Source organism: Halomonas sp. PAMB 3232 (assembly GCF_031954225.1).
Classification (GTDB): Bacteria; Pseudomonadota; Gammaproteobacteria; order Pseudomonadales; family Halomonadaceae; genus Vreelandella.
Genome location: NZ_CP134865.1, coordinates 247,439 through 273,242, shown reverse-complemented (window position 1 = coordinate 273,242; position 25,804 = coordinate 247,439). Strand labels below are relative to the sequence as shown.

Genomic DNA, 25,804 nt, shown 5'->3' with positions numbered 1-25,804 from the left:
CCGGGCCGCGACGGCGGCCCGGGTGAAGGGAGCGTTACTCGGCCAGCGCCGCTTCGGCTTCTTCCGCTGCGGTGCTGCCACCACAGGTGCCGTTGACGACGTTGAAGTTGCCGCACGCCAGTGGCTTGCGCCAGTCAGCGATCAGATCGCGCGAGCCCGGCAGATAGTCGGACCAGGCGTCGCCGGCCACGGTAGAAGGTGTTTGCCAGACGATGTCGAACTGGCCGTTGTCCTGAATTTCACCGATCAGCACCGGCTTGGTGATGTGGTGGTTGGGCATCATCGCCGCATAGCCGCCGGAGAGATTCGGCACGCTCACGCCGATGATGGCGTCCTTGATCGCGTCGACATCCGTGGTGCCGGCCTTGCGCACCGCTTCGGCCCACATGTTAAAGCCAATGTAGTGCGCTTCCATCGGGTCGTTGGTCACCGACATCTCATCGCCGGTGTGAGCGATCCAGGCGTCGATGAAGTCGTAGTTCTCGTCGGTATCTACGCTCATGAAGTAGTTCCAGGCGGCCAGGTGGCCGACCAGCGGGCCGGTGTCGATACCGGAAAGCTCCTGCTCGCCCACCGAGAAGGCGATGACCGGAATGTCGGCAGCGTCGATGCCCTGGTTGGCGAGCTCGCGGTAGAACGGCACGTTGGCGTCACCGTTGATGGTGGAGACGACCGCGGTGGGCTTGCCCTCTTCACCGAAGCGGCGAATCTCGGAGACGATGTTCTGCCAGTCCGAATGGCCGAAGGGCGTGTAGTTGACCATGATGTCTTCTTCCGCCACGCCGTGCTCGTCTTGCAGGTAGGCCTCGAGGATGCGGTTGGTGGTGCGCGGATAGACGTAGTCGGTGCCGACCAAGGCGAAGCGTTCGATGCCGACTTCGTTGATCAGGTAGTCGACGGCGGGAATCGCCTGCTGGTTGGGTGCCGCCCCGGTGTAGAAGACGTTCTCGGACGACTCTTCACCCTCGTACTGCACCGGGTAGAACAGCAGGCCGTTGAGCTCCTCGACCACCGGCAGCACGGCTTTACGGGAAACCGAGGTCCAGTTGCCGAAGATGACATCCACCTCTTCCTGGGCCAGCAGTTCGCGGGCGCGCTCGGCAAACAGCGGCCAGTTGGAAGCGGGGTCGACCACCACGGCTTCCAACTGACGGCCCAGCAGACCACCGGCCTCGTTCTGCTGCTCGATGAGCATTTCGACGGTGTCTTTCAGGGTGGATTCGCTGATCGCCATGGTGCCGGAGAGCGAGTGCAGGATACCGACCTTGATCGGGTCGTCGCTTTCCTGGGCAACGGCCTGAGCGCCGGCGCCCATGACGGCGGCGGCGAGAAGATAGGTGACGAAACGGCGGGAGAGCGAATTGTGCGTTGGATGGACCACGTGAATCTCCTTGCACCCCTTGCGCGGGGATTGTTATTGAGCCCCATCGAGCGCAGCCGCCCGATGACCACTAGCTCAATGACCCTGCAAGGAGTGCGCCACCTCGGAGCATTAACCGCTTATGCATTTTTAATCATAAACTTAAACACGCGATTTAAAATTGGACGCACCCCTTACGCACTAAAAGAGCGCGGCGTTTTCGCAGCGGCGGGCAAACAGGCTGCACCACTATGATCACGCGCACCATTAGCGTGCGCTCGCGCTCAACACACGGCCCCCACAAAAAAGCGGGGCGCCGACTGGTGTCGACGCCCCGCTTTCAGAGCCTTGCGAGCAGCTGGATCAATCGCTCTCCGGCGTACCCTTTTCAATGGGCTTATGCATACGCCGGCGCAGCAGCGGGCCCAGCAGATACGGCAGGATCAGCCCCACCCCGGCGAAGGCCCACAGGCCGATCGCCAGGCCGCTGTCCCACAGGATCATCCAGTCGCCGTCGGAAATTTCCATGGCGTGGCGCAGGTTCTTCTCCATTTCCGGGCCCAGCAACAGTCCCAGAATGACCGGCACCAGCGGTATTTCCAGCTTGCGCAGGATATAGCCGCCCACGCCGAAGGCCACCATGAAGTAAAGGTCAAACGTCGTGTTGCTGATCGAGTAGATCCCCACGAACGCGACCATCGTCACCACCGGCAGCAGGTACATCGGCGGAATCGACAAAAGCTTCACGAAGATGCCCACCAGCGGAATGTTGAGCACCAAAAGCAGGAAGTTACCGATCAGCAGCGCCGCGATCACGCCCCAAACGATATCGGCGTTCTGGGTGAACATCAGCGGGCCGGGGGTGATGTTCAGCGAAATCAAAAGCGCCAGCAGCACCGCGGTCGTGCCGCTACCGGGTACGCCGAGGGTCAGCATGGGCACCAGTGCGCCGCTCGAGGCGCCGTTGTTGCCTGCCTCCGGGGCGGCCACGCCGCGCGGGTCGCCTTCGCCGAAGCGGCCTTTCTTGCCAACCGCTTTCTTTTCCAGCGTGTAGCTGATGAAACTTCCAAGCGACGCCCCGGCACCCGGCAGCACGCCGGCGACGAAGCCCAGCACCCCGCCGCGAAAGCTCGAGGGCAGAATCTCGCGGATCTCCCGCCAGCTTAGCGCGAGCTTGTTGACCTTCATGTTCTCCTTGCCACCGCCGGCGCGCTCCTCGATGAAGAACAAAAGCTCGGAAATGGCGAACAGGCCGACGATGGCGATGATGAAGTCGACGCCCTCGAAAAGCTCGAGCACACCGAAGGTATAGCGCTGCACCCCGGTGTTATCGATCCCGACAGTCGCGATCATCAGCCCCAGGCACGCCGCCACCACCGTCTTGATCGGGTTCTTGCCGGTGATGCCGCCCAGCGTTGCGAACGCCAGCATGAACAGCGCAAAGTACTCCGCCGGCCCGAAGGTCAGCGCGAAGTTGGCCAAAAGCGGCGCCAGCAGAATCAAGCCCACGGTCGCCACCAGGCTGCCGATGAAGGAAGCGATGGCGGAGATCGCCAGCGCCTCGGCGGCCTTGCCCTTCTGGGCCATGGGATAGCCGTCCAGGCATGTCATCATGGCCGGCTCGTCGCCGGGAATGTTGAGCAGTATCGACGAGATACGCCCGCCGTACATCGCCCCGGCGTAAACCGAGGTCAGCATGATCAGCGCGGTTTCCGGCGCCAACCCCAGACTGAAGGCCAGCGGAATCAAAATGGCGACGCCGTTGGCCGGGCCCAGCCCCGGAAGCGCGCCGATCAGGGTGCCCAAAAAAGCGCCCAGCAAGGCGAACATCAGGTTGTGGGGCTGTAGCGCCACCCCGAACCCGTCCATCAAAAAGCCAAGGGTTTCCATCAGTTCACCTCCAGAAAGGAGAGCAGCCCCAGCGGCAGGGCAAGATCCAGCCCGTAGCTGAACAGGAAGTAGACGATCACCCCGGCCACAGCCCCGGTCACATAAGCTTTCACGGGCGGTGCGCCCATGCGCCAGCAAAGCGTGCCCACGGCAAGCGTCGTGCTGATGATGAAGCCCAGCGGCTGCAAGAGCATCGCGTAGAGAATCAGCACCACCACGGCGACGATAAGCTCGACGCCGGTGCGACTCCAGGGCCAGGCGTTATCCGGGTCGGGGCGCACGATCAGGTAGAGACTGGAGATCGCCAATACCACGGCCAAAAGCTTGGGGAACGTGTCCGGCCCCACCGCCTCGCCGCCACCAAACGGTACGGGAAACTGCGAGGCGGCCCAGCCGTACGCGACGGCCAGGACGATAAGCAGGACCCCGAAGATGCGGTCGTTGAAGGTCATTACTGAATCAGCCCGATGTCCTGGGAAATTTGTTCGATTTCATCGATCTGATTGAGCACGAAATCCTCGAACTCGCCGGCGGTCATGTGAAACGGCATCAGGCCGTTTTGCGACATGACGCTTTGCCACTCTTCGCTCTCGTAGATCGTATCCATGGCGTCGGTCCAGTAGGCCAGGGCGTCGTCGGAGATATCGGCGGGCATGTAGAAGCCGCGCCAGTTGGGGCCGAGCGCATCGATGCCCTGCTCACGCGCGGTGGGGATGTCGGCGAACTCGCCGGGCAGGCGCTCTTCGGCAAGCACCGCCAGCACGCGCAGATCGCCGGACTCCATGAAGCCCTGGGCTTCGGTGATGTCGCCGGTGAAGGCATCCACGTGGCCACCGATCACCTGGGTCAGCGCTTCGCCGCCGTTGTTGTAGGACAAATAAGCGACGCGCGGTAGATTCTCGACCTCGGCGGCCTGAGCGGCGATCAGCACCTTGAGATGATCCCAGCCGCCCCGGGCGCTGCCGCCGGCGAATTTAACGCTGCGCGGGTCCTCTTTTAGCGCGTCCATCAGGTCGTTGAGATTCTGGTATTCAGAGTCTGCCGATACCGCAATGATGCCGTAATCGGCGCCCAACGCGCCGACCCAGTTGACCATGTCCGCGGAAAGCCCCGGAAACTGCCCCTGGGCCAGGCGCGTGGTGGTCGCGGTAGAGGCGGCGACCAGCAGCTGGTCATCGCCAGCGCGCTTGCTCACGACGTGGGCAAACGCCACGCCGCCGCCGGCGCCGGCCATGTTGATGGTCTGCACGTTGGCCGGCACCAGGTCGAGCTCCTGCATCACGTTACCGACGCTTCGGCAGGTGAAGTCCCAGCCGCCGCCCGGGTCGGACGGCGCGATGCACTCGACCTTACCGGTGGGGTCGAAGGCGACGGCGGTGGTGGCGACGGAAGCGGCGGCCAGCGGCAGAGCCAGCAGCGTGACGTACTTGAATGAGGACGTGAGGGTCATGGCGCTCTCCTGAAGGTGATCTATTGTTGTGGTGCTTATTAAGTCGTGCGCAGCACTTATTGTGATGATGCACCGCGCTGATCATGCAACGCGTAACGGCGAGACGTTAGAAGAGGATAGGACCTGGCAACAAGCTTCTGAACATAATGCACAAAAAGAGCATTGTGGGCATTTTGTTCATTGTGTTCACGAGCGCCGGCCCAGGCGTTGAAGGCGGGAACGGCGGCAACGATTACAGTGTTTCGAGATACTCGGTGCTGGTGCGCTGTAAGCGGTAGCGGCGTTCGGGCCTGCCTACATCACCATAGCCCAATTCCGCCTCGACCACGTGCACCGACACCAGATGCTCCAGATAGCGCCGCGCGGTGGAGCGGCTGGCCCCCATGGCCCTGGCGACCTGAGCGGCGGCCAGCGGCTGGTCGGCGTGCTGCAGCGCCTCGACGATCGCGCGAAGCGTCAGGCGGTCGATGCCCTTGGGCAGGCTGCGCCCGGCGACCGGCGGGGCGGGCGGCTGCACGCGCGCCAGCATGCGATCGAGTTCGGCCTGGCTCATCTGCTGGCGACAGGCGAGCTGGGCCCGCTCGCGCTGAAAGCGCGCCAGCATCTGCTGCATGCGCTCGGCCTCGACGGGCTTGATGAGGTAGTCGAAAACGCCGCCGCGCAGCGCCTCGCTGATGGTCTCTACCTCGCGGGCGGCGGTGACCATGACGATCTCCACGTGGACATGATCGCGGCGCAGCGCCCAAAGGAGCTCGAGCCCCTGAACGTCCGGAAGGTAAGCATCCAGCAGCACCAGGTCGACGCTGTCGCCGCGGCGCGCCATCTGCTCACGGGCTTCAATGCCGCTTCGCGCCTGACCAACCACCTTGAACCCGTCGTTTTGTTCGATGAATGCGCGGTGAATATCGGCGATACGAAAATCGTCCTCCACCACCAGGATACCGTACTCGTGTGCCGCCATAGCGCTTCCAGGGTCGATGTCGTTATGGATGTTGTCTTTATTAATATTGTCTTTATTAATATTGTCGTTATGGCACTGACGTGATGCGTCGCGCTGGCTTAGCAGTCTACCACGGGCGGCTCGGGCCCGGCCTGCACGCACAGCGAACGGTTCAGTACGGCGATGAAGCAGGCTCCGCCCAGCTCGCTCTCCTCGAGTGTGACGCTTTCCCCGTACTGCCGGCAAAGCCGCGCGACCAGGGCCAGGCCCAACCCCTGGTGCTGGCCGGTCTTGGTCGAAAAGCCCTCGCTGAAAATCGACTCGACGTGCTCGGCGGACACGCCCGGACCGTTGTCGTCCACCTCGATGACGAGCTGCTCGCCCAGATCGGTAAAGAACAGCCGCACCGTCGGTGAATCCGCGCGGGGGCCGTGAAGCGCGGCAAAGAAAGCGTTGTCGAGCAAATTCCCCACCACGGTCATCATCGCCTCCTGGCCGCTCGGGGTCAGCGGCTGAGAGAGCGAGCTCTGCTCGTCGATCTCGAGCGCCACGCCAAGCTCACGGGCCCGGGTCAGCTTGCCCAAAAGCGTGCCGCTTAGCACCGTGTCTGCCACGTGGCTCATCAAAAAGCTCATCTGTTTTTGCGCGCGCTCGCTCTCCTGGTGGATCAGCTTGAGCGCCTCCTCAACACGCCCGAGCTGCAAAAGCCCGGAAATGGTGTAGAGCTTGTTGGAGAACTCGTGGGCCTGAGCGCGCAGCATGTCGACATCGCGACTCGCCTGGGTCAGCGCCTCGGATAGATCGACGATTTCGCGCCGGCTTCGAAAGGTCGCCACCGCCCCTTCGACCTCGCCCTCGTCGATGATCGGCACGCGGTTGACCACCACCGGATGATCACCCAGCCACATCTGCTGGTCGAACTCCTGCTCGCCACGCTTGAGCACCTCTAAAAGCCTCGAGTTGGGCACCACCTCGCGAATCGGCTGGCCCAGCAGCGCCTGGTCATCGGGCAGCTCCATTAGCCGGCGCGCCTGCTGGTTCACCAGCGTAATGTTTCCTTCCCGGTTCACCGCCAGAATGCCTTCGTGGATGGACTGCAAAATGGCCTCTTTCTCAAGCGCGAGCCGGGCGATCTCGTAGGGCTCGAGCCCGAGGATCACCTTTTTCAAGTGCTGGGAGAGCACGTACGCCCCGGCGAAACCGAGCAGAATCATCAGGCCCACCAGCATCCAGCCAAGGCTTGTGTAGCGCGCCGCATCCATCTCCACCCGGTCGACCAGAAAGCCCACCGAGACCAGCCCAATGATGTTGCCCGCCTCGTCTCGAATCGGCGCCTTGCCGCGCATCGCCGTGCCCAGCGTGCCAGTCGCCTCAGAGACGTAGGATCGCCCATCGCGAAGCGCCTGGTCGTTGTCGCCGCCGACCATGCGCTGGCCAAGGCGCTCCGGCACGGGGTGGGAGTAGCGAATCGACTGGGTATTGCCCACCACCACGTAGCGGGCGCCGGTTTCCATGCGCACCCGCTCGGCCAGGGGCTGGATGATGCGCGCCGGGTCGTCGGTGTCAAAGGCGGCGACGATGCTCGGCATGCTCGCCACGGTGTTCGCCACCGCCAGCGCCCGCTCGCCCATCTGGGCGGTGACGATGTCGGCCTTGCGGTGATTCAGATACGTGCCCTGGGCCAGCAGCATACCGGCCAGCAACAGTCCCACCAGCAGCATGACCTGCAGGCGAAAGCTGCGTTTGTACCAGCGGCGCCGTGAGCGGGGCCGCTGGCCGGGTTTCAAATCGGCAAGCGAAGGCCGTGACAACGTCATGGGGGGAACTCAGCGGGCGCAAAAGCGTCATTATGGCACGCAGGCCAAAGCCGGGGTAATCTATGGCGCTTTTGCGCGACCGGGCGTGGTTCGCTTTCGTGGATTCTGGAAAAGAAGGTAACGTGCTTACTTTATTGAGAAGCAGTGTACTGATGAGCTGGCCGCTCTTGGCTGGTGCAGCGCTGGCCAACCCGTTCTACGCCCCGCCCCCGCCGGATGACAGTTCACCGAACTTCACCGGCGATGCCGAACTCGGCTTCACCCATCTTTCGGGCAATACCGACAGCCAGACGCTGATCGGCAAGGCCCGCTTGACCTGGCTGACCGGCGACTTGACCCACTCGCTGCGCGGTGAGGTCAGAAACGTTACCAAGGATGGCGAAACCAGCGCCGAGCAGTATCTGCTGGCCGGGCGCGAACGCTTTGATTTCAACGGCCCGCACTATCTGTTCGGCTTCGCCCGCTGGGAAAAGGACCGCTTCGCCGGCTACGACCAGCAGCTCTCGGTGATCGGCGGCTACGGGCGCCAGCTGCTTGCAGGCGATAGACAGTCGCTGTCGCTCGAGGCGGGCCCGGGCTATCGCAATGACCGGCTGCGCGAGTACGACGATCAGCGCTTGGCCGTCGCCTACACTGCGCTGGCGTATCGTTTCGGGTTCGCCGAGGGCACGGATTTCGAGCAGGAGATGTCCGTCGAGTACACGTCGGAAAACACCACTTCACGCTCCTTCACCGCCCTGACCGCTCGGGTGACGCCGCGCATCTCGATGCGCTTGTCCCACGAGATCAAGCACAACTCACAGCCGCCGCCGGATACCATCGAGCGCACCGACAACACCACCAGCGCCTCGTTTCTGTACCGCTGGTAAGGCGATGCGCATCCCCCCCCTTACTGACCGCGGTGCGCCCAGGCCGTCATGCGCTTTTCCAGCACCGCGAACAGCTCGTACATCACCATCGCCATGGCGCTGATCACGATCAAGCCCGCAAACACCAGCCCCATGCGCATCTGCGAGCCGGCGCTCATCATCAGATAGCCAATCCCCTGATTCGACGCCACGGTTTCCGACACCACGGTCCCCACGAAGGCGAGTGTGATCGCCACCTTCAGCGAGGCGAAAAAGTAGGGCAGCGAGCGCGGCATGCCGACCTTGAGCAGCACGTCGATGCGCCGCGCACCGAGCACGCGCAGCACGTCCTCCATCTCCGGCTCCAGCGTGGCAAGGCCCGTGGCCACGTTGACCACGATGGGGAAAAAGCAGATCAAAAAGGCGGTCAGGATCGCCGGGATCGAGCCGATGCCGAACCAGACCACCAGGATGGGCACGAAGGCGACCTTGGGAATGGCGTTGAAGCCGACCAGCAGCGGGTAGCAGGCGTTATACAGAAAACGTGACGAGCCGATGATGAAGCCCAGCACCAGCCCCACCGCCACGCCGAGGCCAAAGCCGATCAGCGTGGTCCAGAAGGTTTGCCAGGAGTGACGCCCGATGGGCCCGGCGTAGTCGACGAGCGCTTGGGCGGTGTCCAGCGCGCTTGGGAAGATGAAGCCTGGTACATCGAAAAGCCGCACTGCGGCCTCCCATACCAGCACCAGCACTGCCACGGCGATCCAGGGCGCCAGCCGCTCGGTGGTTTTACCCGGTCGTTTCATAAGACACCTTTTAGCTTGCACGCACGTCGCCGATCCGGCTTCGCAATGCGTGTACCAGATCGATAAAGGGCTTTTCGTAGGTGGAGTCGATCGAGCGCGGGCGCGGCAGGTCGATCGCGCGCTGCTCGATCACCCGGCCCGGGCGGCGGCTCATGACGTAGACGGTATCGGCCAGAAACGCGGCTTCACGCAGGTCGTGAGTGACCAGCACCACGGTAAAGCGCTGCGCCTCCCACAAATCGCGCAGCACGCACCAGAGCTCTTCTCGGGTGAAGGCATCGAGCGCGCCGAAGGGCTCGTCGAGCATCAGCAGTTTCGGCCGGTGGATCAGCGCCCGGCAGATCGAGGCGCGCTGCTGCATACCGCCGGAGAGCTGCCAGGGGTATTTATCCTCGTAGCCTTTTAGCCCAACGGTTTCCAGAAGCTCGCGCGCCCAGCCGACGAACTCGTCGCGGCGGCGGCGAAACTGATGGCGGTAGGGTTTGACGATCTCCAGCGGCAGCAGGACGTTATCGAGCGTGGTGCGCCAGGGCAGCAGATTGGCGTTTTGAAACGCCATGCCGGTGATCTTGAGCGGGCCGGTCACCGGGTCACCATCCACGCTCACGGTGCCGCTACCTGGGGCTTTGAGCCCGGTGCAGAGCTTCATGAAGGTCGATTTACCGCACCCCGATGGCCCCACGAAAGCGACGAACTCACCTTCATGAATCGACAGGTCGATCTGCTCGATGGCGTTCTCCACGCCGTCATAGGAGAGGCTGACATCGTCAAAGTGAACGAACGCCTGCCCCATTACTCGGCCTCCGAAAACAGCGCCCGGTCCTCGGCAGCGGGAAGATACCGTGAGCTAAACACCTGTTCCGGCGTCGGCACGGTGGGTAAATCATAAATGTCGGCGACCAGCTCGATCGCCTGGCCCAGGCGCTCTTCGTCGACGTCGCCCACGCCGTTGGCACGCGTGTAGGGCGTGTCGATGACGCTATCGATGGCAAGCTCCAAACGCTTGGTCTCGACGGCGGCATCGATCAAGCCATCGCGCTCGCTGACGTACGCCACCGCGGCTTCGGGGTCGTCGATCGTCTCCGCCAGCGCTCGGTTGAAGGCGCGCAAGAAGCCTTCCACCGCCTCGGGATGCGCCTGGGCGAAGGCGTCGCTTGCGATGATGGCATTACCGTAGATCGGCACGCCGAACTCGGGGAACGCCATGATCGTCAGATCCTCTTCGCTCATGCCGCGCTCTTCCAGATTCAGCAGGCTGGTGAAGTAGAAGCCCGTAATGGCATCGACGTCGCCGCGCATCAGCAGCGTTTCGCGAAGCGTGGGGTCGACGTTTTGCCACGTTACTGCGTCCGGGGCGAGATCGTTGGCCGCGGCAAAGGCGTCCCAGGCGCGGTAGCCCGTATCGAAGGTAGGCGCGGCAATGGTTTTACCGGCCAAATCCGCCGGGGTGTCGATGCCCCGGTCCTTGCGCGCAAAGACCGCCGCGGGCGTGCCGTCGTAGAGTACGTAGACCCCGTGAACACCGGGGCCCTCCGGGTTTTCAGCCAGAAACTCGATCACCGCGTTCAAATCGCCAAAGCCCATTTCGTAGGCGCCGGAGGCCACCCGGTTGACCGCCCCGGCCGAGCCGCTGCCGGAATCGATCTGTACGTCCAGGCCCTCTTCGGCGAAATAGCCCTTCTCCTCGGCCATCAAAAAAGGCGCGGCCGGGCCCTCGAAGCGCCAGTCCAGCTGAAAACGAATCGGCGTGTCGGCCAACGTAACCGAGGGCACCATCGCCAGTGCGCAGGCGTGGCCTAGCCAGAGCGCTTTTTTTACCCCGAACGAGCTATTGCGATGAGTCATCGAGAGCACCTTGTATACAAATGAAAATGGTTTGAGCGTTGCAGCAACGCTGCCAGACCCAAGCAATCTCAATGAATTCAGCAGCTTGAAGTGCGCCTCGAAGAAGCCACCGTGTCACGGGCGCGCCCAAACGGTGCGCGAACCTTTTTTTACGCACCAAAGAAAAACATATTCGACTTTCGTCTACTCGGCTTGTATACTAAACACTGTTTCCTGTCCTCGCGCCATTTCCCCAATGGCGCTTTTTTTTACCCGCGATTTACGCACTGACGCGTTTTCTTCTCGTCCCACCAAAGGTGTTCTTCTTGATGAAACCATCGGCTCACGACGCTGACAGCCGCAGGCGTTCTACGCTAGGCGACCCCGTAGTACTTATCCTAAGTATCGGATTTATCGTCGCTTTCCTTGCCTTCTCTTTCTATGACCTGAATCTGGTTGCTGACACCATCAGCCAGGGCTTCGCCTGGAGCGCGCTCAAGTTCGGCACCTACTTCCAATTCATGATGCTGGTGACCTTCTTCATCGCCATCGGTATTGCGCTGTCGCCGGCGGGCAAAGCCAAAATCGGCAACCTAGATGCACCAGAATTGAGCACGTTCAAGTGGATCTCGATCATTCTGTGTACGCTTTTGGCCGGCGGCGGCGTGTTCTTCGCCGCCGGTGAGCCGATTTACCACTTCGTGGTCGTGCCGCCGGCCTTCGACACCGACCCGGGCGTGCCCGCCGCGGTACCCGGGGCGCTGGCGCAATCCTTCACCCACTGGGGCTTCGTCGGCTGGGCGATTCTGGGCTCGCTCACCGCGATCGTGCTGGCCCACGCCCACTACGTGAAAGGCCAGCCGCTGCAGCCGCGCACCCTGCTCTATCCGGTGCTGGGCGAGCGCTTGCTGCGCGGCCCGCTGGGTGGGCTGATCGACGCCTGCTGCGTCATTGCGGTGGTCGCGGGCACCGTCGGGCCGGTCGGCTTTCTGGCAACCCAAGTGAGCTTTGGCTTGCACGACCTGTTCGGGTTGCCCAACAACTTCTATACCAAACTGGCCGTGCTGGTCGTACTGGGCGTGGTCTACATACTGTCGTCGGTGAGCGGCGTGCAGAAAGGCATGCAGCTTCTCAGCCGCTTCAACGTCATCCTGGCGCTCATCATTGGCGCAGTGATCTTCGTGTTCGGCCCGACGCTGTTTTTGTTCAACAGCTACTTCGCCGGCATGGGCACTTATCTGGGCGACTTCTTCAAGATGGTCACCATGACCGCGGAAACCGCCCCGGCGGAGTGGATGCAGTGGTGGATCGTCTTCTTCTACGCCTGGTTCATCGCCTTTGCGCCGCTGATGGCGATTTTCGTCGCGCGAATTTCCCGCGGGCGTACCATTCGCGAAATGATCCTCGCCGTGTCGGTCATCGCGCCCATTGCCACCACGGTGTGGTTCACGCTGCTCGGCGGCTCCGGCATCTTCTATCAAATGACCGGCGCGATCGATTTAAGCGATGCCCTGCAGGCCTTCCAGTTCGACATCGCCACGCTCACCGTGGCCAAAGCGCTGCCCGGCGGCACCTGGATGGCGCTGGCGATTTTGCTGCTGACCACGATCTTCGTCGCCACGACCGGCGACTCGATGAGCTACTCCATCGCCATGGTCGGCGCCGGTCACGACGAGCCCAGCCGCTTTCTGCGCGCCTTCTGGGGCGTGATCATGGCGATCATGGCCGCGGTGCTTCTGGCCATGCGTGAAGGCCAGATCGCCGCCCTCCAGCAGTTCATCGTCATCACCGCCGTGCCGGTCTCGTTGTTCCTGCTGCCCTCGCTCTGGAACGGCCCGCAAGCCGCGTTTGCGATGGCCCGCGAGCAGGGAATTATCGACTGATGCTCACTCGGCAAGACGTGCCCCCAACCGCTCGAGCGCGAACGCCAGTGAGGCGCGCTCGCGCTCGGCGTAAAGCGCAAGCTCGCTGGTCACGGGGGCGCCCAGCGCCTCTTCGAACGCCTCTCGGTTGGCGTTTGCCCGATACGTTCCCTGCTGCCCCTCCCCCAGGTTGGACTGAAAGATGCCCGCCGCGCTGACGGGGAGAAAATCCTCGTAGGTGATAGGCTGGGCCTCGATCAGCCCCTGCGCGATCAACGTCTGTACATCGGTTTTGCCCACCGCTCGAGCGCTGTTTCCCGCCTCGGTCAGATGGTAGTGGAAGTAGGCAAGCCCTTCACGGCGCATCGCTTCATCGCTATCCGGAAGCGCTGAAAATACTTCTTCCAGCACGCGCTGATGCGCTTCGTTGTCGAGACCGGCGGTCTGGCTGCGCGCCTGCCTCAATAGCTCGTCGTAACGTGCGCGTCCTTTTGGCGTCAGCGCCATGCCGCGCTGCTCGATCTCTCCAAAGCGCGCTGTATGGGTGCCCGCCGTATCGCCTTCGAAGCGAATACGCTCTTCCAGTGCCTTGAAACTGGTTTGGCGTAGCAGAATCGGGCTTTGCCGGCGCGGCGGCCCTTCGATCACAGCCTTGGGTGAAATGCCCTTGTCCGGCATGCGCCGCTGGGTCTCGTCAATATCCAGCGTGCGCGGGGTCAGGTGGTTGATGTGCGGCCCGCGAAAGCAGACCACATCGGCGATCAGCCGGTGTTCGTCGCAAAGCGCCTGATAGGTCGCCAGATCCACCGTTGCGTCCTGATGCCAGCGAAAGGTCTCCAACGCCTGTTCGACGAACTGATCGGTTTGCGCGTCATCCAGCCCGCCCTGAGCCTCGAACAGGGCAATCAGCTCGCGCACTTTGGGAGTAAAGATATCGCGTTTGGCCAGGATATCAGCCGCGCGCTGGCGCAGGGACTCGCTTTCGATCAGCTCCAGACGCAGGAGCGAGGTGAACACGCGAAAGGGATTGCGCGAAAGTGCTTCATCCTCCACCGGACGAAAGGCCGTCGAATGAACCGGCACGCCCGCCTCTGACAGATCGTAATAGCCGACCGGCATCATGCCCATCACCGCGAACAGACGCGCAAGCGTGGCAAGCTCGTCGGCCGTGCCCACTCGAATGGCGCCGTGGCGCTCCACATCGAGCCGGTCGAGCTCGCCCTGGGCCTGCAACCGGCGGCGAAGCGTTGGCGAGTGTTCGAGCGTTTCGCGATTGACCTCGACGACCAGCTCGAGCAGCGTGCCGTACTGAGGCACCTCTGCCTGATACATGGCCGACATGGCGCTCGAAAAACGCGTGCGAATCGTATCGGATGACACCATATTGGGAGTTTGCATGAACACCTCGACCTCGAGTGGCTAGTGCACAGCAGTATGCTAAAGCCCCTGCAACAACCGCAAGATCATCTGCCCCTGCTGATTGGCCTGAGCGAGGATCGCTATGCCTGCCTGCTGGAGAATCTGGGCGCGAACCAGGTGTGAGACCTCGCGGGCGTAGTCGGTGTCCTGAATGCGCGATTGGGCGGCGGAGAGATTGACGATCGAGTTGTCGAGACCTTCGATGACGCTTTCGAAGCGGTTTTGCACTGCACCGAAATAGCTTCGCTGGCGGTCGAGCTTGCCGAGGGCGGTATCGAGGACGCCGGTGGGGTTGTCGGTGGCGCTGTCTCTGAGCACACTGAAACCGGTGAGTCCCAGCGCGTCCACGCCCATCGCCTGCAAGCGCACACCGATGGTATCGCCGCTGTTGGCGCCCACCTGGATGTTGAGGGTCTTATCTTCCATTAACCCCACGCCGTTGAAATCACTCTGCCCGGCGAGCCGGTCGATCTCCTCGAGGCGCTGGTCGATTTCGTCCTGCAGCGAGCGCAGGTCGCTCGCGTTGTAGGTGCCGTTGCCCGCCTGCACGGAAAGCTCGCGAATACGCTGCAGGTTGTCGTTGATCTGATCGAGGGTGCCTTCGGCGGTCTGCACCATCGAAATGCCGTCCTGGGTGTTGCGCATGGCCTGGTCCATACCGCGAATCTGCGCGCCCATCCGGTTGGCGATCGCCTGCCCCGCCGCATCGTCTTTAGCGCTATTGATCCGCAGCCCCGACGAAAGCCGCTGCATGGAGGTTTGCATCGCCTGCTGGTTGATGCGCAGATGCTTTTGCGCCGTCAGCGACGAGACGTTGGTGACAAGGCTGAACATGGAGGTGATCCGGGCCCTCGCAATGGGAACCGCTTTTAGACGTTATCGGCCCAACCCGGGAAAACATGAGCAGTCCAAACGCAGCGGGGCCGCCCGAAGGCGGCCCCGCTGGTCGTACTGACGAGTCCTTGAACGACTCAGGTCTCGTCGGCGTCGTCCACGTCGTCGTGGTGCGGCGTCTTGTGGTCCGCCTCGCTGGTCTGCTGGCTGGGCGGCGTCGCCTCGGAGAGGGGCGTTTGCACCGCGCTCTTCTCCCTGGCGGTCGAGTCCAGAATCCGCAGGTTCGCGGGCGGTGCCTTGCCGTCGCGGTCCTCGCCGAAGTAGAGCGTGGTGTGCGGGAACGGGATCTCGATGCCGGCTTCGTCGAAGCGCATCTTGACCAGCCGGTTGAAGGCCCGGCCCACGCCCCACTGATCGCCCGGCGTGGTCTTGATGACGACCCGGATGTTCACCGAGCTGTCGGCAAGTGCGGTCACGCCGGCCACGGTCATGTCCGCCAAGAGCTTGAAGCCGTGCTCTTCGCTGGCCTTGAGATCCTCGAAGGCGAGCTGGAGCTGCTCGATGGCGTAATCGATGCTCTCGCGGTAAGCGATGCCGTACTCGCCTACGTGGTTGCCGTACTCGCGCATGTAGTTCGAGACGGTATCCACGCTCGAGAAGGGCACGATGTGGTAGGTACCGGAGAGATCGCGAATCGCCACCGAGCGAATGCTCAAACGCTCCGCGGTGCCGGTGATACCGCCCACCGTGACCACGTCGCCGGTGTTCATGGCGTTTTCGATCTGGATGAACACGCCGGTGATCACGTCCTGCACCAGTTTCTGGGCGCCGAAACCGATCGCCAGACCCAGCACCCCGGCACCGGCGATCAGCGGGCCGATGTTGATGCCGATTTCCGAGAGCAAAATCATGCCGGTGATGGTCACCATGGCGATCGCCAGGGCGTTACGGAACAGGCTCAAAAGCGTTTTGGCCCGCGCCGAGGGCTCGCCGCCACCGGTTTCCGGGTTGAGCTTGTGCTCGATCAGACTCGCCAGCGCCAGCCAAATACCCAGCGAGACGATGAGAATTACCGCGATGCTGATCAATCGACCCACGATCAAAACGCCGCGCTCGGAGGCGTACCAGGCGGCCAGATTGAAGGCGCCCCAGGCATCCAGTACCACCATGATCACGGCCACCAGAATGATGACGCGAATCACGCGCAGCGCGTTGGGAATATAGCTATTGAGCCGGTGTTCGAGCATCGGAAGCTTGCGGCGCAAGTCATCGGAGAGCTCGATACGCCGACCGATGAACTGGGTCAAGAAGCTCGAAAGCAGAATACCGACGACCACCGCGACCAGCGTTTTGAGCGTGGCGAACAGCACGAAGGGCAGCGCGTCGCCCGGGCGCACCAGCACCAGCACGAACACGATCAAAAAATAGAGCAGCGCGAACAAATGCCAGGTACGGGCAAAGAGCTTCAGGGAGACGCGGCTCGCCGCCATCGTGCTCTGACGGCTCATGCCGTTCAGGTTGTCGCGCAGGCGCACGCGGTTTCTCAGCACCACGGCGACGGCGTAGATGAAGGCCAATACCATGATCAGCGTGCCAACCGCCTGCCCCAACGCCGGGGCGATATAGAAGTTGATCAGCGGTACCACGACCATCAGGCCGTAGCCGACCATGCCGACCAGCCGGGCAATCCAGCTGTTCCAATAGCCGGCCTCTTTCGCCGAGATGGGCAGCAGGCGCAGCCCTTCATAGCGCGACGAGAAGAGCATGCGAAACGCGGCCTTGATCAGCTCGATGACCAGAAAGGCGTTGAGGAACAGCGAGGCGCGCGTGGAGAGCTCGCCGGTTTCGCCCACGGCGAAGGTCGCGATCAAATTACCCGCCACGTAGGCCGCACCGATGATCAGCGCATCGATCAGCGCGGCGACGATCACGCAGCCGATCAGACGCAGAATCGAGATCGAGCGCTCGCCGTGCTGCGACCAGCCGCTGAGCTTGGTGAACAGCGACTTCGCCAGCCGCCGAAACAGCATGAAAACGACGAAGGTGGAGGCGATCACGATGCCCAGATTGATCGCCGCAGTGATGAAGGCCGCGCTGTCGAAGGTGCTGCCGCCCTGGCCACTAAAGATTCCGGTGACGACGCCCGCCGCCTGCTCGAGCTGGGAGCCGATATTGCCCACCACGTTGCTGGTGAGCTCGGCGAGCTGGCGTGGCAGCGACACCTCTTCCGGGGCCAGATTGCCCCCTTCGGCGGCGGCTTCCGGCGAGAGTTCGGCATCGAGCCCGCCCGGCAGCGAAGAGGCTTCACTGCGCAGACGTTCGATGAGCTCCTGACGCGCCTGATCGTTTTCGAGCAGGTCGGCCAGCGCCTCGTAGGAGGGAGGCGAGTCGGCGGTTTCGTCGTCGGCGCTAAGCGTGGTTTGAGCCAGCGCCGGGCTCATCATGGCAAAAAGCGCAAGCAGCCAAACGCCCAGCCAGGGTAGTAAACGTGATGGCGTCACACCGGAGTCTCCCTTTGGGTGAGGTAGTGTATTCAATCTAACGGCTTAGCCGCGTTATGCAAATCATAGCGGGCAGGCGCGCCGCGTCCAGCGCAGCGCCTTTTTGTAGCGCCCCATGCAGCGCGTGGCAGGGTAACATGGGCGGCCTTTGGCGGGTTATCCGCCGCAGGCATTAAAGACAGTAAGGCGCCAGCCACTGCGCGGAAAACGCCAGCACCAGCGCGTAGCGCGCGCCCTTGGCCAGCAGGATCAGCGCCACCGCACGCCACCACTCAAGGCGTAAAAGTCCGGCCACCACGGTGAGCGGGTCGCCGATGATCGGCACCCAGCTCAGCAGCAAACTGTAGGCGCCAAAGCGCTGGTACCAGCGGCTGCCGCGGGCAAGCTGGGCGGAAGAGGCGGGAAACCAGCGCCGGTGCTGGAATCGGCGGGCGTAGCGGCCCAGGGCCACGTTGATCAGGCTGCCCAGCGTATTACCGAGCGTGGCCACCAGCCAAAGCGCCGCCCAGGGCTCGCCCTGGCACCACTGGCGGGCAAGCCACACCTCGGAGCCGCCGGGCAAAAGCGTGGCGCTCAAGAGCGCGACCCAGAAAAGGCTGAACACGGGCGTCAGGCGCTACGGGAGAGAAATTCGGTACGCTGCGAGCTAGGGCAGCCGGCCGCCGAGCCGGGCGGTGATGTTGTTCGCCGCCTCACGCACCAGCGCCCCCAGCGCCATCAGGCGCTCTTCGGGAATGCGCGCCATCGGTCCGGACACGGAGATCGCCGCCAGCGGCATGCGCCGTTCATCGAAGATGCAGGCCGCCACGCAGTGAAGGCCAATGGCGTGCTCTTCGCGGTCGCAGGCGAAGCCCTGGGCGCGGATGGTGCGCACTTCCGCCTCGATCGCCTCGGGGTCGAAGAAGGTATTGGGGGTGACGCGCGACAGCGCATCGCCTTTCAGGAGCTCGGCGCGCTCGTCGTCGCTCATGCCGGCCAACAGCGCCTTGCCCACGCCGGAGGCGTGCAGCGGCGCGCGGGAGCCGAGTTTGGTGATCATCCGCATCATCTGGGTGGATTCGTGCTGGGCGAGAAACACGGCCGTAGCGCCGTCGCGAATGCCGAGGTTGGCGGTTTCGCCGGTGTCCGCGGTCAGGCGGCGCAGAAACGGGCGGCTGGTGGCGACCACGTCACGCGCCTCGAGAAAGCTATTGCCGATGCGAAACGTCTTGACGTCGATGCGCCAAAGCCCCTGCTCGCCTTCCTGGGTGACGAAGCCCTGGCTTTGCAGCGCCTGAAGCAGGCGGTGGGTGGTCGAAGGCGCAAGCGCCGCCGTCTCGGCGAGCTCGGAAAGCGCCATCCCCAGCGGGCTTGCCGCCAGATGCTCGAGCAGCGTCAAGCCGCGTACCAACGACTGGCTGTGCCCACCGCTGGCTTTCGCGGCCCCGGCCGGGCGTCCTACGGACCTGCGCTTGGCCTCACTCACCGTACGTTCTCCTTGACTCGATTGCCGCGCAGCGCTCGCCGCGCAAAACGAGCAGGATAACGCGAGGCGCTGGTGAATGTCGCGTTTGCGGAAATAAATCCCATTCTGGCGCTAAAAACGCCGATAGCGCCCACCGGCGCTATCGAACGAGCAACTGGAGAGTAAGGCGGCTCAGGCGCGCCGGCGCTGGTCATGGCCAAGCGGGTGGGGCTCGCCGCGGGCCTTGGCCAGATCGATCTGGCGCTGGCGCTCGCGGGCCGCCGCGCGGGTCTTCTCCGGCAGCGAGTCGATGCAGTGCGGGCAGCTGATACCGGGCTCATAAGCCGCATCCGCCATATCCTCTTCGGAAATCGGCCGGCGGCAGGCGTGGCACTGCTCGAAAGCACCTTCGCTCAGGTCGTGGCGCACGGTGACGCGGTTGTCGAACACGAAACACTCACCGCGCCACAGCGACTGCTCCTCGGGCACTTTTTCGAGATAGTTCAGCACGCCGCCCTTGAGGTGGAACACCTCTTCGAAGCCCTCGTTCAACATGAAGCTCGACGCCTTCTCGCAGCGAATGCCGCCAGTGCAGAACATGGCGACCTTCTTGTGTTTGGCCGGGTCGTAATGCTTGCGAACGTACTCGGGAAACTCACGAAAGGTAGCGGTTTTGGGGTCGACGGCGCCTTCGAAGCTGCCGATCTCCACTTCGTAGTCGTTGCGCGTGTCGATGACCAGCACTTCCGGATCACTGATCACGTCGTTCCACTGCTCCGGCTCGACGTAAGTACCCACGGTGTCGTTGGGGTCGACGCCGTCGACGCCCAGGGTGACGATCTCGCGCTTGAGCTTCACCTTGGTGCGATAAAACGGCATCTCGTCACAAAAGGACTCCTTGTGGTCGAGATCCGCAAGGCGCTCATCGCTACTCAGCCACTCGAGCAGCGCGTCGATGCCCTCGCGCGAGCCGGCCACGGTGCCGTTGATGCCCTCGCGGGCGAGCAGCAGCGTGCCTTTCACGCCGTGATCGACCATGGTCTGTCTAAGCGGCTCGCGCAGCGCCTCGAAGTCGTTCAGGGTGACGAATTTATACAGCGCGGCCACCACGATGGGGGCCGTCGAGGAAGGTTGGGTCATGAAACGCTCCTGGTAGTCGCCCTCGCAAAGGGCGGACCGGGTCAAAAAACGCGCCCATTCTAACGTAAAGCCTTGCCCGAGGGCAGCCTGGCGGATTGACGCAGATCAAACGGGCTTGCCGGGTATCGATCGATTTTATCGACGCGATCGAGAGAAAAGCATCACTTTGCCCGCCCGGCGGCGGGCGTATAGTGAGCGGCATTGGTTAATGCCCTGGATCGACACGGAGAACCTTCATGAAAATTCGCCGCTCGGAGGATCGCGGCTACGCCGACCACGGCTGGCTGCGCTCGTACCACACGTTTTCGTTCGCCAATTACATGGACCCGGCGCACATGGGCTTTCGCGCGCTGCGGGTCATCAACGAGGACCGCGTCGCCCCGGGGCACGGCTTCGGCACTCACCCGCACCGCGACATGGAGATCATCTCTTGGGTGCTCGACGGTGAGATGGCGCACGAGGACAGCCTGGGCAATGGCGAAACCATGCGCCCGGGGGACGTCCAGCGCATGTCCGCCGGTACCGGCGTGCGCCACAGCGAGTACAACGCCTCCAGCACTCAAGGCCTACACTTTCTGCAGATCTGGATCGAAACCGCCACTCCCGGCATCGCGCCAAGCTACGCGCAAAAGCACTTCCCCCGCGCCGAGCGCGAGCAGCGGTGGTGCCTGCTCGCCTCGCAAAACGCTCGTAATGGGTCGATCAGCCTGCATCAGGACGTCAACCTGTATACCGGCCTGTTCGACGGCGACCTGCCTACCCCACCGCCCCATCGCCATGCGTGGCTGCACCTGGTCAAGGGCGAGCTCACGGTCAACGGCGCGCGTCTGTGGGCTGGCGACGCCGCCGCACTCGCCCCCGCGGAGGCGCTCGAGCTGACCGACGCCGCCGGCGCCGATGTGCTGCTGTTCGATCTGGCGTAACGCCTGCACAAGACGCATAAAAAACCGGCCTCCCAGGGGAGGCCGGTTTGAAGCGGTGATTAGCCTGCGGGCTTAGCTGTTTTGCGCCGAGTAGAGCACGCGAATCTTCAGCGTATGCTCGACCTGCTTGAGCGCCTCCAGCGCCTGGGGGCCGTAGGCCTTGTCCACGTCGATCACCACGTAGCCGACCTTTTCGTTGGTCTGCAGGTACTGCCCGGAGATGTTGATGCCGTCTTCCGAGAGCACGCGGTTGATCTGGGACATCACGCCGGGCACGTTGTCGTGAATGTGCAAAAGGCGGTGCTTGTCCGGGTGCGCGGGCAGTGCCACTTCGGGGAAGTTGACCGAGGTAATGGTGGTGCCGTTGTCGGAGTAGGTGGTGAGTTTCTCTGCCACCTCGATGCCAATGTTCTCCTGGGCTTCCAGGGTCGAACCGCCGATGTGCGGGGTGAGGATGACGTTCTCGAGACCGCGCAGCGGGCTTTCGAAAGTTTCGCTATTGCCCTTGGGCTCGACCGGAAAGACGTCTACCGCCGCGCCGTTGAGATGACCGGACTTGATCGCCTCGGCCAGCGGCTCGATCTCGACCACGCTTCCGCGCGAGGCGTTGATGAAGATCGCCCCGGGTTTCATCGCCGCGATCTCTTTCTTGGTGATCATCCAGCGCGTGGAGGGCAGATCCGGCACGTGCAGGCTGACCACGTCCGAGCGGCTCAGAAGCTCCTCGAGGCTGCCGACCTGGCTTGCGTTGCCCATGCCGAGCTTGGTGATGACATCATAATAGATGACGCTAAAGCCCAGCGACTCGGCCAGCACCGAAAGCTGCGCGCCGATGCTGCCGTAGCCGACGATGCCCAGGGTCTTGCCGCGCGCTTCGTGGGAGTTGGCGGCGGATTTCAGCCAGCCGCCCTGGTGGGCGCGGGCGTTTTTCTCCGGAATGCCGCGCAGCAGCATGATCGCTTCGGCCAGCACGAGCTCCGCTACCGAGCGGGTATTGGAGTACGGCGCGTTGAATACCGCCACCCCGCGCTTGAGCGCGGCGTTCAAATCGACCTGATTGGTCCCGATACAGAAACAGCCAACCGCCACCAGCTTCTCGGCCGCGGCGAACACGCGCTCGTTGAGCTGCGTGCGCGAACGAATGCCGATGAAGTGAACATCGTGGATCTTCTCGATCAGCGCCTCTTCGTCCAGCGACGTGGGCAGGTGCTCGATATTTTCATATCCGGCGTTGCGAAAATTGTCCACCGCGCTCTGGTGGACGCCCTCGAGTAGCAGGATTTTGATCTTGCTCTTGTCCAGGGACGTTTTGGCCATGACTGAATCAACCTCTATGGTCGGCGACGCGCGCCGTTTATCGGTTCATGAAAGGCGGCCATGGTAGCACAGCCCGCGCCTTTCCCGGCGCCTGGGCTGGATGAAAAGTGTGCGTTTTCAAAATGAACGCGGCGCACGTTGCAGGCGCCGCGCCGCGGGCGCAAGGGCAGACCACCTCTGGGTCTGGGTGTATACTGTGGCCTCGATAGCAGGCACACTCGCCGCCCAACGCATGGGCGCCAACAGGCAGGCACGGGTCAATGAGCGATACCACTCCCCCTTCACAGGATTTTGCCGCCACGGTTTCCCGCCTGGAAACTCTGGTGGAGCGGCTGGAATCAGGCGAACTCTCTCTGGAAGAGGCGCTGACCGCGTTCGAAGAGGGCGTGCAGCTTACCCGCGATGCCCAGAAGCGCCTGGACAGCGCCGAGCTCAAGGTGCGCGCGCTGAGCGAAGACGGCGACGGTAAGCTCACGATAACGCCTTTCGAGAGCCCGGCCGACGCCGCGGCGAGCGCCTCCCCCGACGACGCCGAGGATACGCCCCCATGGTAAGCGAGCGCCCCATCTCCTTGAGCGAGCACCGCGACATCAGCCGCGCCCGAGTCGACGCCACCCTGAAGGCGCTTTTGGCCGACGGCGCCGTCGATGCGCGCCTGGACGCCGCGATGCGCCACGGCCTGCTGGTCGGCGGCAAACGCCTGCGCCCACTGCTGGTCTACCTGGCAGGCCAGGCGCTGGGCGCCGATGACCAAGCGCTCGACGCCCCGGCCGCCGCCATCGAGCTGATTCACGCCTACTCGCTGATCCATGACGACCTGCCGGCCATGGACGACGACGACCTGCGCCGCGGCCAGCCCACCGTGCACAAGGCGTATGACGAGGCCACCGCGATTCTCGCCGGCGACGCTCTGCAGGCGCTCGCCTTCGAGGTGTTGGCGCGCCCGCGCCCGCCGCGCCTGGCCGCCATGGTGACCACCCTGGCCGTCGCCTCCGGGCGCCAGGGCATGGTGGCCGGCCAAGCGCTGGACCTGGCCGCCGTGGGCGGGCTTCCCGATGTCGAAGCACTCAAGCACATGCACGCGCACAAGACCGGCGCGCTGATCGAAGCCGCGGTGCGCCTGGGTGGGCTTTGCGCCGTCGACGAGGACGACCCGCGCCTCGAGGCGCTGGCTCGCTACGCCCGCGCCATTGGGCTAGCCTTTCAAATTCATGACGATGTGCTGGACGTGACCGGCGATACGGCCACGCTTGGCAAGATTTCCGGCGCCGACGCCGCGCGCGCCAAGCCTACCTATTCGAGCCTTTTGGGCCTTGAGGGGGCCCGGCAGAAGGCGCGCGAGCTGGTCGATGAGGCCCAAACGGCGCTTGAGGGGCTTGGCGAGAACGCCGCGCCCTTGATCGAGCTTGCCGCCTACATGATCGAGCGCGACCACTAAACGAGCGCTGTCTCGACAGTGTCTGTACAAAAAATGACCGTGACTACATGCCCATGAAGCTGTTCGACGAGATTTCCCGCGAGCGCCCGGCAACGCCCTTGCTCGACGCCATTGATCACCCGGCCGCCCTGCGCGCCATGAACGACGCTCAGCTCGCCACGCTTGCCGACGAGCTGCGTGCCTACCTTCTTTACAGCGTGGGCGTTTCCGGCGGCCACTTTGGCGCGGGCCTTGGCGTGGTCGAACTCAGCGTGGCGCTGCATCACGTCTTTGATACGCCCAGAGACCGGCTGGTGTGGGACGTGGGCCACCAGGCCTACCCGCACAAGATTCTGACCGGGCGGCGCGAGGCGATGACCGGTATTCGCCAGCACGGCGGCCTGGCCGCCTTTCCGCGCCGCGCCGAATCGGAGTTCGATACCTTCGGTGTGGGCCACTCGAGCACGTCGATCTCGGCGGCGCTCGGCATGGCGCTGGCCGCTCGCGCGCAAAACGACGACCGCCGCGTCTGCGCGATCATCGGCGACGGCGCCCTGACCGCGGGCATGGCGTTTGAAGCGCTGACCCACGCCGGCCATGTCGATGCCAACATGCTGGTGGTGCTCAACGACAACGAGATGTCGATTTCGGAAAACGTTGGGGGCCTAGCGACGTATCTGGCGCGCATGCTGTCGAGCAAGCCGTATCTCAAGATGCGCGAAGAGAGCAAGAAGGTGCTCTCGCACCTGCCCGGCGCCTTGAAGCTCGCCAAGCGTACCGAAGAGCACATGAAGGGCTTCGTCAGCCCCGCCACGCTGTTCGAGGAGCTTGGCTTCAACTACGTCGGCCCCATCGACGGCCACGATCTGGAAGCGCTGACCGATACGCTGAGCGCGCTGCGCGAACAGAGCGGCCCGCAGTTTCTCCATATCAAGACCGTCAAGGGCAAGGGCTTTCTGCCCGCGGAAGCCGACCAGATCGGCTATCACGCCATCACCAAGCTGGAAAAACCGCGCGGTGCCAACGCCGAGGCGAAAAAGCCCGCCGCCGCCCCGGCCGCGCCCAAGCAGAAGTACTGCAACGTGTTTGGCCACTGGCTTTGTGACATGGCCGCTCATGATGCACGGCTGATGGGCATTACCCCGGCCATGCGCGAAGGCTCGGATCTTATCCGCTTCTCGAAAGAATACCCCGAGCGCTACTTCGACGTGGCGATCGCCGAGCAGCACGCGGTGACGCTGGCCGCCGGCATGGCCTGCGAGGGCATGAAGCCGGTCGTGGCGATCTACTCGACCTTTTTGCAGCGCGGCTACGATCAGCTGATTCACGATGTGGCGGTGCAGGGGCTCGACGTCACCTTTGCTATCGACCGCGCAGGGCTGGTCGGCGAGGATGGCCCGACCCACCACGGCAGCATGGACATCTCGTTTCTGCGCTGCGTGCCCAACATGGTGATTCTGGCCCCGGCGGACGAAGCGGAGTGTCGCGCCATGCTGAGCGCCGCCTACCAGCATGAAGGCCCGGCGGCGGTGCGCTACCCCCGCGGCACCGGCCCCGGCGTGGCGGTGCCCGAGCACCTGGAGCCCTTGACCATTGGCCGCGCCGACACGCGCCGACGCGCCGACGGCGACGGCCCCAGGGTGGCGCTTCTGGCGTTTGGCAGCATGAACGGCCCGGCCGAGGAAGTCGCCGAGCGCTTAAGCGCCACGCATATCAACATGCGCTCGATCAAACCGCTGGACCGCGACGCGGTGCTGAGTGCCGCCGCCGAGCACGACCTTCTGGTGACGCTCGAAGAGAACGTGGTGGCCGGCGGCGCCGGCAGCGCCATCAGCGAGCTACTGCACTTTGAAAACGTAACGGCCAACGTGCTGCACCTGGGCCTGCCAGACAGCTTCGTCGAGCACGGCACCCCGGACGAGCTTCTGCGCGACTGCGCCTTGGACGCGGCGGGCATTCAGGCGGCGATCGAAAAGCGTCTTGCGGCGTTAAACGACTAGCTCCAACGACCA

At 63.5% G+C, this 25,804-nt stretch carries 22 protein-coding genes; 6 read left to right on the top strand and 16 right to left on the bottom strand.

The window, feature by feature from the left end; genetic code table 11:
* Positions 1 to 34: 34 nt before the first annotated feature.
* The 6 genes from urtA to RN346_RS01220 all read right to left on the bottom strand — a co-directional run bounded on the left by urtA (position 35) and on the right by RN346_RS01220 (position 7,457).
* Positions 35 to 1,315, bottom strand: coding sequence for an urea ABC transporter substrate-binding protein (gene urtA / locus RN346_RS01245; RefSeq protein WP_311960867.1), 1,281 nt, complete (start codon positions 1,313 to 1,315; stop codon positions 35 to 37).
* A 408-nt stretch (positions 1,316 to 1,723) separates the two neighbouring features.
* Positions 1,724 to 3,250: a tripartite tricarboxylate transporter permease gene (locus RN346_RS01240; RefSeq protein ID WP_311959486.1), complete on the bottom strand. Its 1,527-nt coding sequence runs from the start codon at positions 3,248 to 3,250 to the stop codon at positions 1,724 to 1,726.
* Positions 3,250 to 3,702, bottom strand: a complete 453-nt coding sequence (locus RN346_RS01235; RefSeq protein WP_252108228.1) for a tripartite tricarboxylate transporter TctB family protein — start codon at positions 3,700 to 3,702, stop codon at positions 3,250 to 3,252. The genes RN346_RS01240 and RN346_RS01235 overlap by 1 nt, the downstream gene beginning before the upstream one ends.
* Complete coding sequence (locus RN346_RS01230; protein ID WP_311961891.1) at positions 3,702 to 4,700, bottom strand: tripartite tricarboxylate transporter substrate-binding protein; 999 nt, start codon at positions 4,698 to 4,700, stop codon at positions 3,702 to 3,704. Before RN346_RS01230 ends, RN346_RS01235 begins: the two co-directional genes overlap by 1 nt.
* Before the next feature lie 232 nt (positions 4,701 to 4,932).
* The gene (locus tag RN346_RS01225; protein ID WP_311961890.1) at positions 4,933 to 5,661 is read right to left on the bottom strand and encodes a response regulator; all 729 of its coding nucleotides are present in this window, start codon (positions 5,659 to 5,661) and stop codon (positions 4,933 to 4,935) included.
* Positions 5,662 to 5,759: 98 nt separating this feature from the next.
* Entirely contained in the window at positions 5,760 to 7,457 is a 1,698-nt protein-coding gene (locus RN346_RS01220; RefSeq protein ID WP_311961889.1) for a sensor histidine kinase, read from the bottom strand.
* Positions 7,458 to 7,609: 152 nt separating this feature from the next.
* Here RN346_RS01220 and RN346_RS01215 point away from each other — a divergent pair, with 152 nt between their 5' ends.
* Entirely contained in the window at positions 7,610 to 8,326 is a 717-nt protein-coding gene (locus RN346_RS01215; RefSeq protein ID WP_311961888.1) for a DUF481 domain-containing protein, read from the top strand.
* A 20-nt stretch (positions 8,327 to 8,346) separates the two neighbouring features.
* On the opposite strand, the gene RN346_RS01210 is transcribed toward RN346_RS01215, so the two are convergent.
* From RN346_RS01210 to RN346_RS01200, 3 genes are read right to left on the bottom strand one after another with little or no spacing between them, the layout of a single operon-like run.
* Entirely contained in the window at positions 8,347 to 9,111 is a 765-nt protein-coding gene (locus tag RN346_RS01210) for an ABC transporter permease (protein WP_263585431.1), read from the bottom strand.
* 10 nt (positions 9,112 to 9,121) lie between these two features.
* Positions 9,122 to 9,904, bottom strand: a complete 783-nt coding sequence (locus RN346_RS01205) for an ABC transporter ATP-binding protein (protein WP_263585432.1) — start codon at positions 9,902 to 9,904, stop codon at positions 9,122 to 9,124.
* Positions 9,904 to 10,956 (bottom strand): ABC transporter substrate-binding protein, encoded by a 1,053-nt coding sequence (locus RN346_RS01200; RefSeq protein WP_311961887.1) that lies wholly within the window; start codon positions 10,954 to 10,956, stop codon positions 9,904 to 9,906. Before RN346_RS01200 ends, RN346_RS01205 begins: the two co-directional genes overlap by 1 nt.
* Before the next feature lie 308 nt (positions 10,957 to 11,264).
* On the opposite strand from RN346_RS01200, the gene RN346_RS01195 reads away from it, so the two are divergent.
* Complete coding sequence (locus RN346_RS01195; protein WP_311961886.1) at positions 11,265 to 12,818, top strand: BCCT family transporter; 1,554 nt, start codon at positions 11,265 to 11,267, stop codon at positions 12,816 to 12,818.
* Between the two features lie 3 nt (positions 12,819 to 12,821).
* Here RN346_RS01195 and RN346_RS01190 read toward each other — a convergent pair whose 3' ends face one another.
* From RN346_RS01190 to RN346_RS01165, 6 genes are all read right to left on the bottom strand, one after another.
* On the bottom strand, positions 12,822 to 14,195 hold the full coding sequence (locus RN346_RS01190; RefSeq protein WP_311961885.1) for a VOC family protein: 1,374 nt from the start codon (positions 14,193 to 14,195) through the stop codon (positions 12,822 to 12,824).
* 39 nt (positions 14,196 to 14,234) lie between these two features.
* A complete protein-coding gene (locus tag RN346_RS01185; RefSeq protein ID WP_311959469.1) occupies positions 14,235 to 15,050 on the bottom strand; it encodes a flagellin in 816 nt (271 codons plus the stop codon).
* 137 nt (positions 15,051 to 15,187) lie between these two features.
* Positions 15,188 to 17,551: a mechanosensitive channel protein gene (ybiO, locus tag RN346_RS01180; RefSeq protein ID WP_311961884.1), complete on the bottom strand. Its 2,364-nt coding sequence runs from the start codon at positions 17,549 to 17,551 to the stop codon at positions 15,188 to 15,190.
* 172 nt (positions 17,552 to 17,723) lie between these two features.
* Entirely contained in the window at positions 17,724 to 18,155 is a 432-nt protein-coding gene (locus RN346_RS01175) for a YqaA family protein (RefSeq protein ID WP_311961883.1), read from the bottom strand.
* 42 nt (positions 18,156 to 18,197) lie between these two features.
* The gene (locus RN346_RS01170; RefSeq protein WP_311961882.1) at positions 18,198 to 19,016 is read right to left on the bottom strand and encodes an IclR family transcriptional regulator C-terminal domain-containing protein; all 819 of its coding nucleotides are present in this window, start codon (positions 19,014 to 19,016) and stop codon (positions 18,198 to 18,200) included.
* Between the two features lie 171 nt (positions 19,017 to 19,187).
* Positions 19,188 to 20,135: a rhodanese-related sulfurtransferase gene (locus tag RN346_RS01165; protein ID WP_311961881.1), complete on the bottom strand. Its 948-nt coding sequence runs from the start codon at positions 20,133 to 20,135 to the stop codon at positions 19,188 to 19,190.
* Positions 20,136 to 20,371: 236 nt separating this feature from the next.
* On the opposite strand from RN346_RS01165, the gene RN346_RS01160 reads away from it, so the two are divergent.
* Complete coding sequence (locus RN346_RS01160; RefSeq protein WP_311961880.1) at positions 20,372 to 21,058, top strand: pirin family protein; 687 nt, start codon at positions 20,372 to 20,374, stop codon at positions 21,056 to 21,058.
* A 72-nt stretch (positions 21,059 to 21,130) separates the two neighbouring features.
* Here the strand turns inward: RN346_RS01160 and serA are convergent, their stop codons facing one another.
* Positions 21,131 to 22,375, bottom strand: a complete 1,245-nt coding sequence (gene serA, locus RN346_RS01155; protein ID WP_311961879.1) for a phosphoglycerate dehydrogenase — start codon at positions 22,373 to 22,375, stop codon at positions 21,131 to 21,133.
* Between the two features lie 260 nt (positions 22,376 to 22,635).
* On the opposite strand from serA, the gene RN346_RS01150 reads away from it, so the two are divergent.
* From RN346_RS01150 to dxs, 3 genes are read left to right on the top strand one after another with little or no spacing between them, the layout of a single operon-like run.
* Positions 22,636 to 22,929, top strand: a complete 294-nt coding sequence (locus RN346_RS01150; RefSeq protein WP_311959458.1) for an exodeoxyribonuclease VII small subunit — start codon at positions 22,636 to 22,638, stop codon at positions 22,927 to 22,929.
* Complete coding sequence (locus RN346_RS01145; RefSeq protein ID WP_311961878.1) at positions 22,923 to 23,813, top strand: farnesyl diphosphate synthase; 891 nt, start codon at positions 22,923 to 22,925, stop codon at positions 23,811 to 23,813. The genes RN346_RS01150 and RN346_RS01145 overlap by 7 nt, the downstream gene beginning before the upstream one ends.
* Positions 23,814 to 23,860: 47 nt before the next feature.
* Positions 23,861 to 25,792, top strand: a complete 1,932-nt coding sequence (dxs, locus tag RN346_RS01140; protein ID WP_311961877.1) for a 1-deoxy-D-xylulose-5-phosphate synthase — start codon at positions 23,861 to 23,863, stop codon at positions 25,790 to 25,792.
* Positions 25,793 to 25,804 lie beyond the last annotated feature (12 nt).

Coding starts and splice junctions, on each gene's coding strand:
- RN346_RS01215 (WP_311961888.1), top strand. CDS start 7,610: ATGAGCTGGCCGCTCTTGGCTGGTGCAGCGCTGGCCAACCCGTTCTAC.
- urtA (WP_311960867.1), bottom strand. CDS start 1,315: ATGGGCGCCGGCGCTCAGGCCGTTGCCCAGGAAAGCGACGACCCGATC.
- RN346_RS01195 (WP_311961886.1), top strand. CDS start 11,265: ATGAAACCATCGGCTCACGACGCTGACAGCCGCAGGCGTTCTACGCTA.
- dxs (WP_311961877.1), top strand. CDS start 23,861: ATGCCCATGAAGCTGTTCGACGAGATTTCCCGCGAGCGCCCGGCAACG.
- RN346_RS01230 (WP_311961891.1), bottom strand. CDS start 4,700: ATGACCCTCACGTCCTCATTCAAGTACGTCACGCTGCTGGCTCTGCCG.
- RN346_RS01160 (WP_311961880.1), top strand. CDS start 20,372: ATGAAAATTCGCCGCTCGGAGGATCGCGGCTACGCCGACCACGGCTGG.
- RN346_RS01225 (WP_311961890.1), bottom strand. CDS start 5,661: ATGGCGGCACACGAGTACGGTATCCTGGTGGTGGAGGACGATTTTCGT.
- RN346_RS01145 (WP_311961878.1), top strand. CDS start 22,923: ATGGTAAGCGAGCGCCCCATCTCCTTGAGCGAGCACCGCGACATCAGC.
- RN346_RS01165 (WP_311961881.1), bottom strand. CDS start 20,135: ATGACCCAACCTTCCTCGACGGCCCCCATCGTGGTGGCCGCGCTGTAT.
- RN346_RS01200 (WP_311961887.1), bottom strand. CDS start 10,956: ATGACTCATCGCAATAGCTCGTTCGGGGTAAAAAAAGCGCTCTGGCTA.
- RN346_RS01210 (WP_263585431.1), bottom strand. CDS start 9,111: ATGAAACGACCGGGTAAAACCACCGAGCGGCTGGCGCCCTGGATCGCC.
- RN346_RS01235 (WP_252108228.1), bottom strand. CDS start 3,702: ATGACCTTCAACGACCGCATCTTCGGGGTCCTGCTTATCGTCCTGGCC.
- RN346_RS01190 (WP_311961885.1), bottom strand. CDS start 14,195: ATGCAAACTCCCAATATGGTGTCATCCGATACGATTCGCACGCGTTTT.
- RN346_RS01205 (WP_263585432.1), bottom strand. CDS start 9,904: ATGGGGCAGGCGTTCGTTCACTTTGACGATGTCAGCCTCTCCTATGAC.
- RN346_RS01150 (WP_311959458.1), top strand. CDS start 22,636: ATGAGCGATACCACTCCCCCTTCACAGGATTTTGCCGCCACGGTTTCC.
- RN346_RS01240 (WP_311959486.1), bottom strand. CDS start 3,250: ATGGAAACCCTTGGCTTTTTGATGGACGGGTTCGGGGTGGCGCTACAG.
- serA (WP_311961879.1), bottom strand. CDS start 22,375: ATGGCCAAAACGTCCCTGGACAAGAGCAAGATCAAAATCCTGCTACTC.
- RN346_RS01220 (WP_311961889.1), bottom strand. CDS start 7,457: ATGACGTTGTCACGGCCTTCGCTTGCCGATTTGAAACCCGGCCAGCGG.
- RN346_RS01185 (WP_311959469.1), bottom strand. CDS start 15,050: ATGTTCAGCCTTGTCACCAACGTCTCGTCGCTGACGGCGCAAAAGCAT.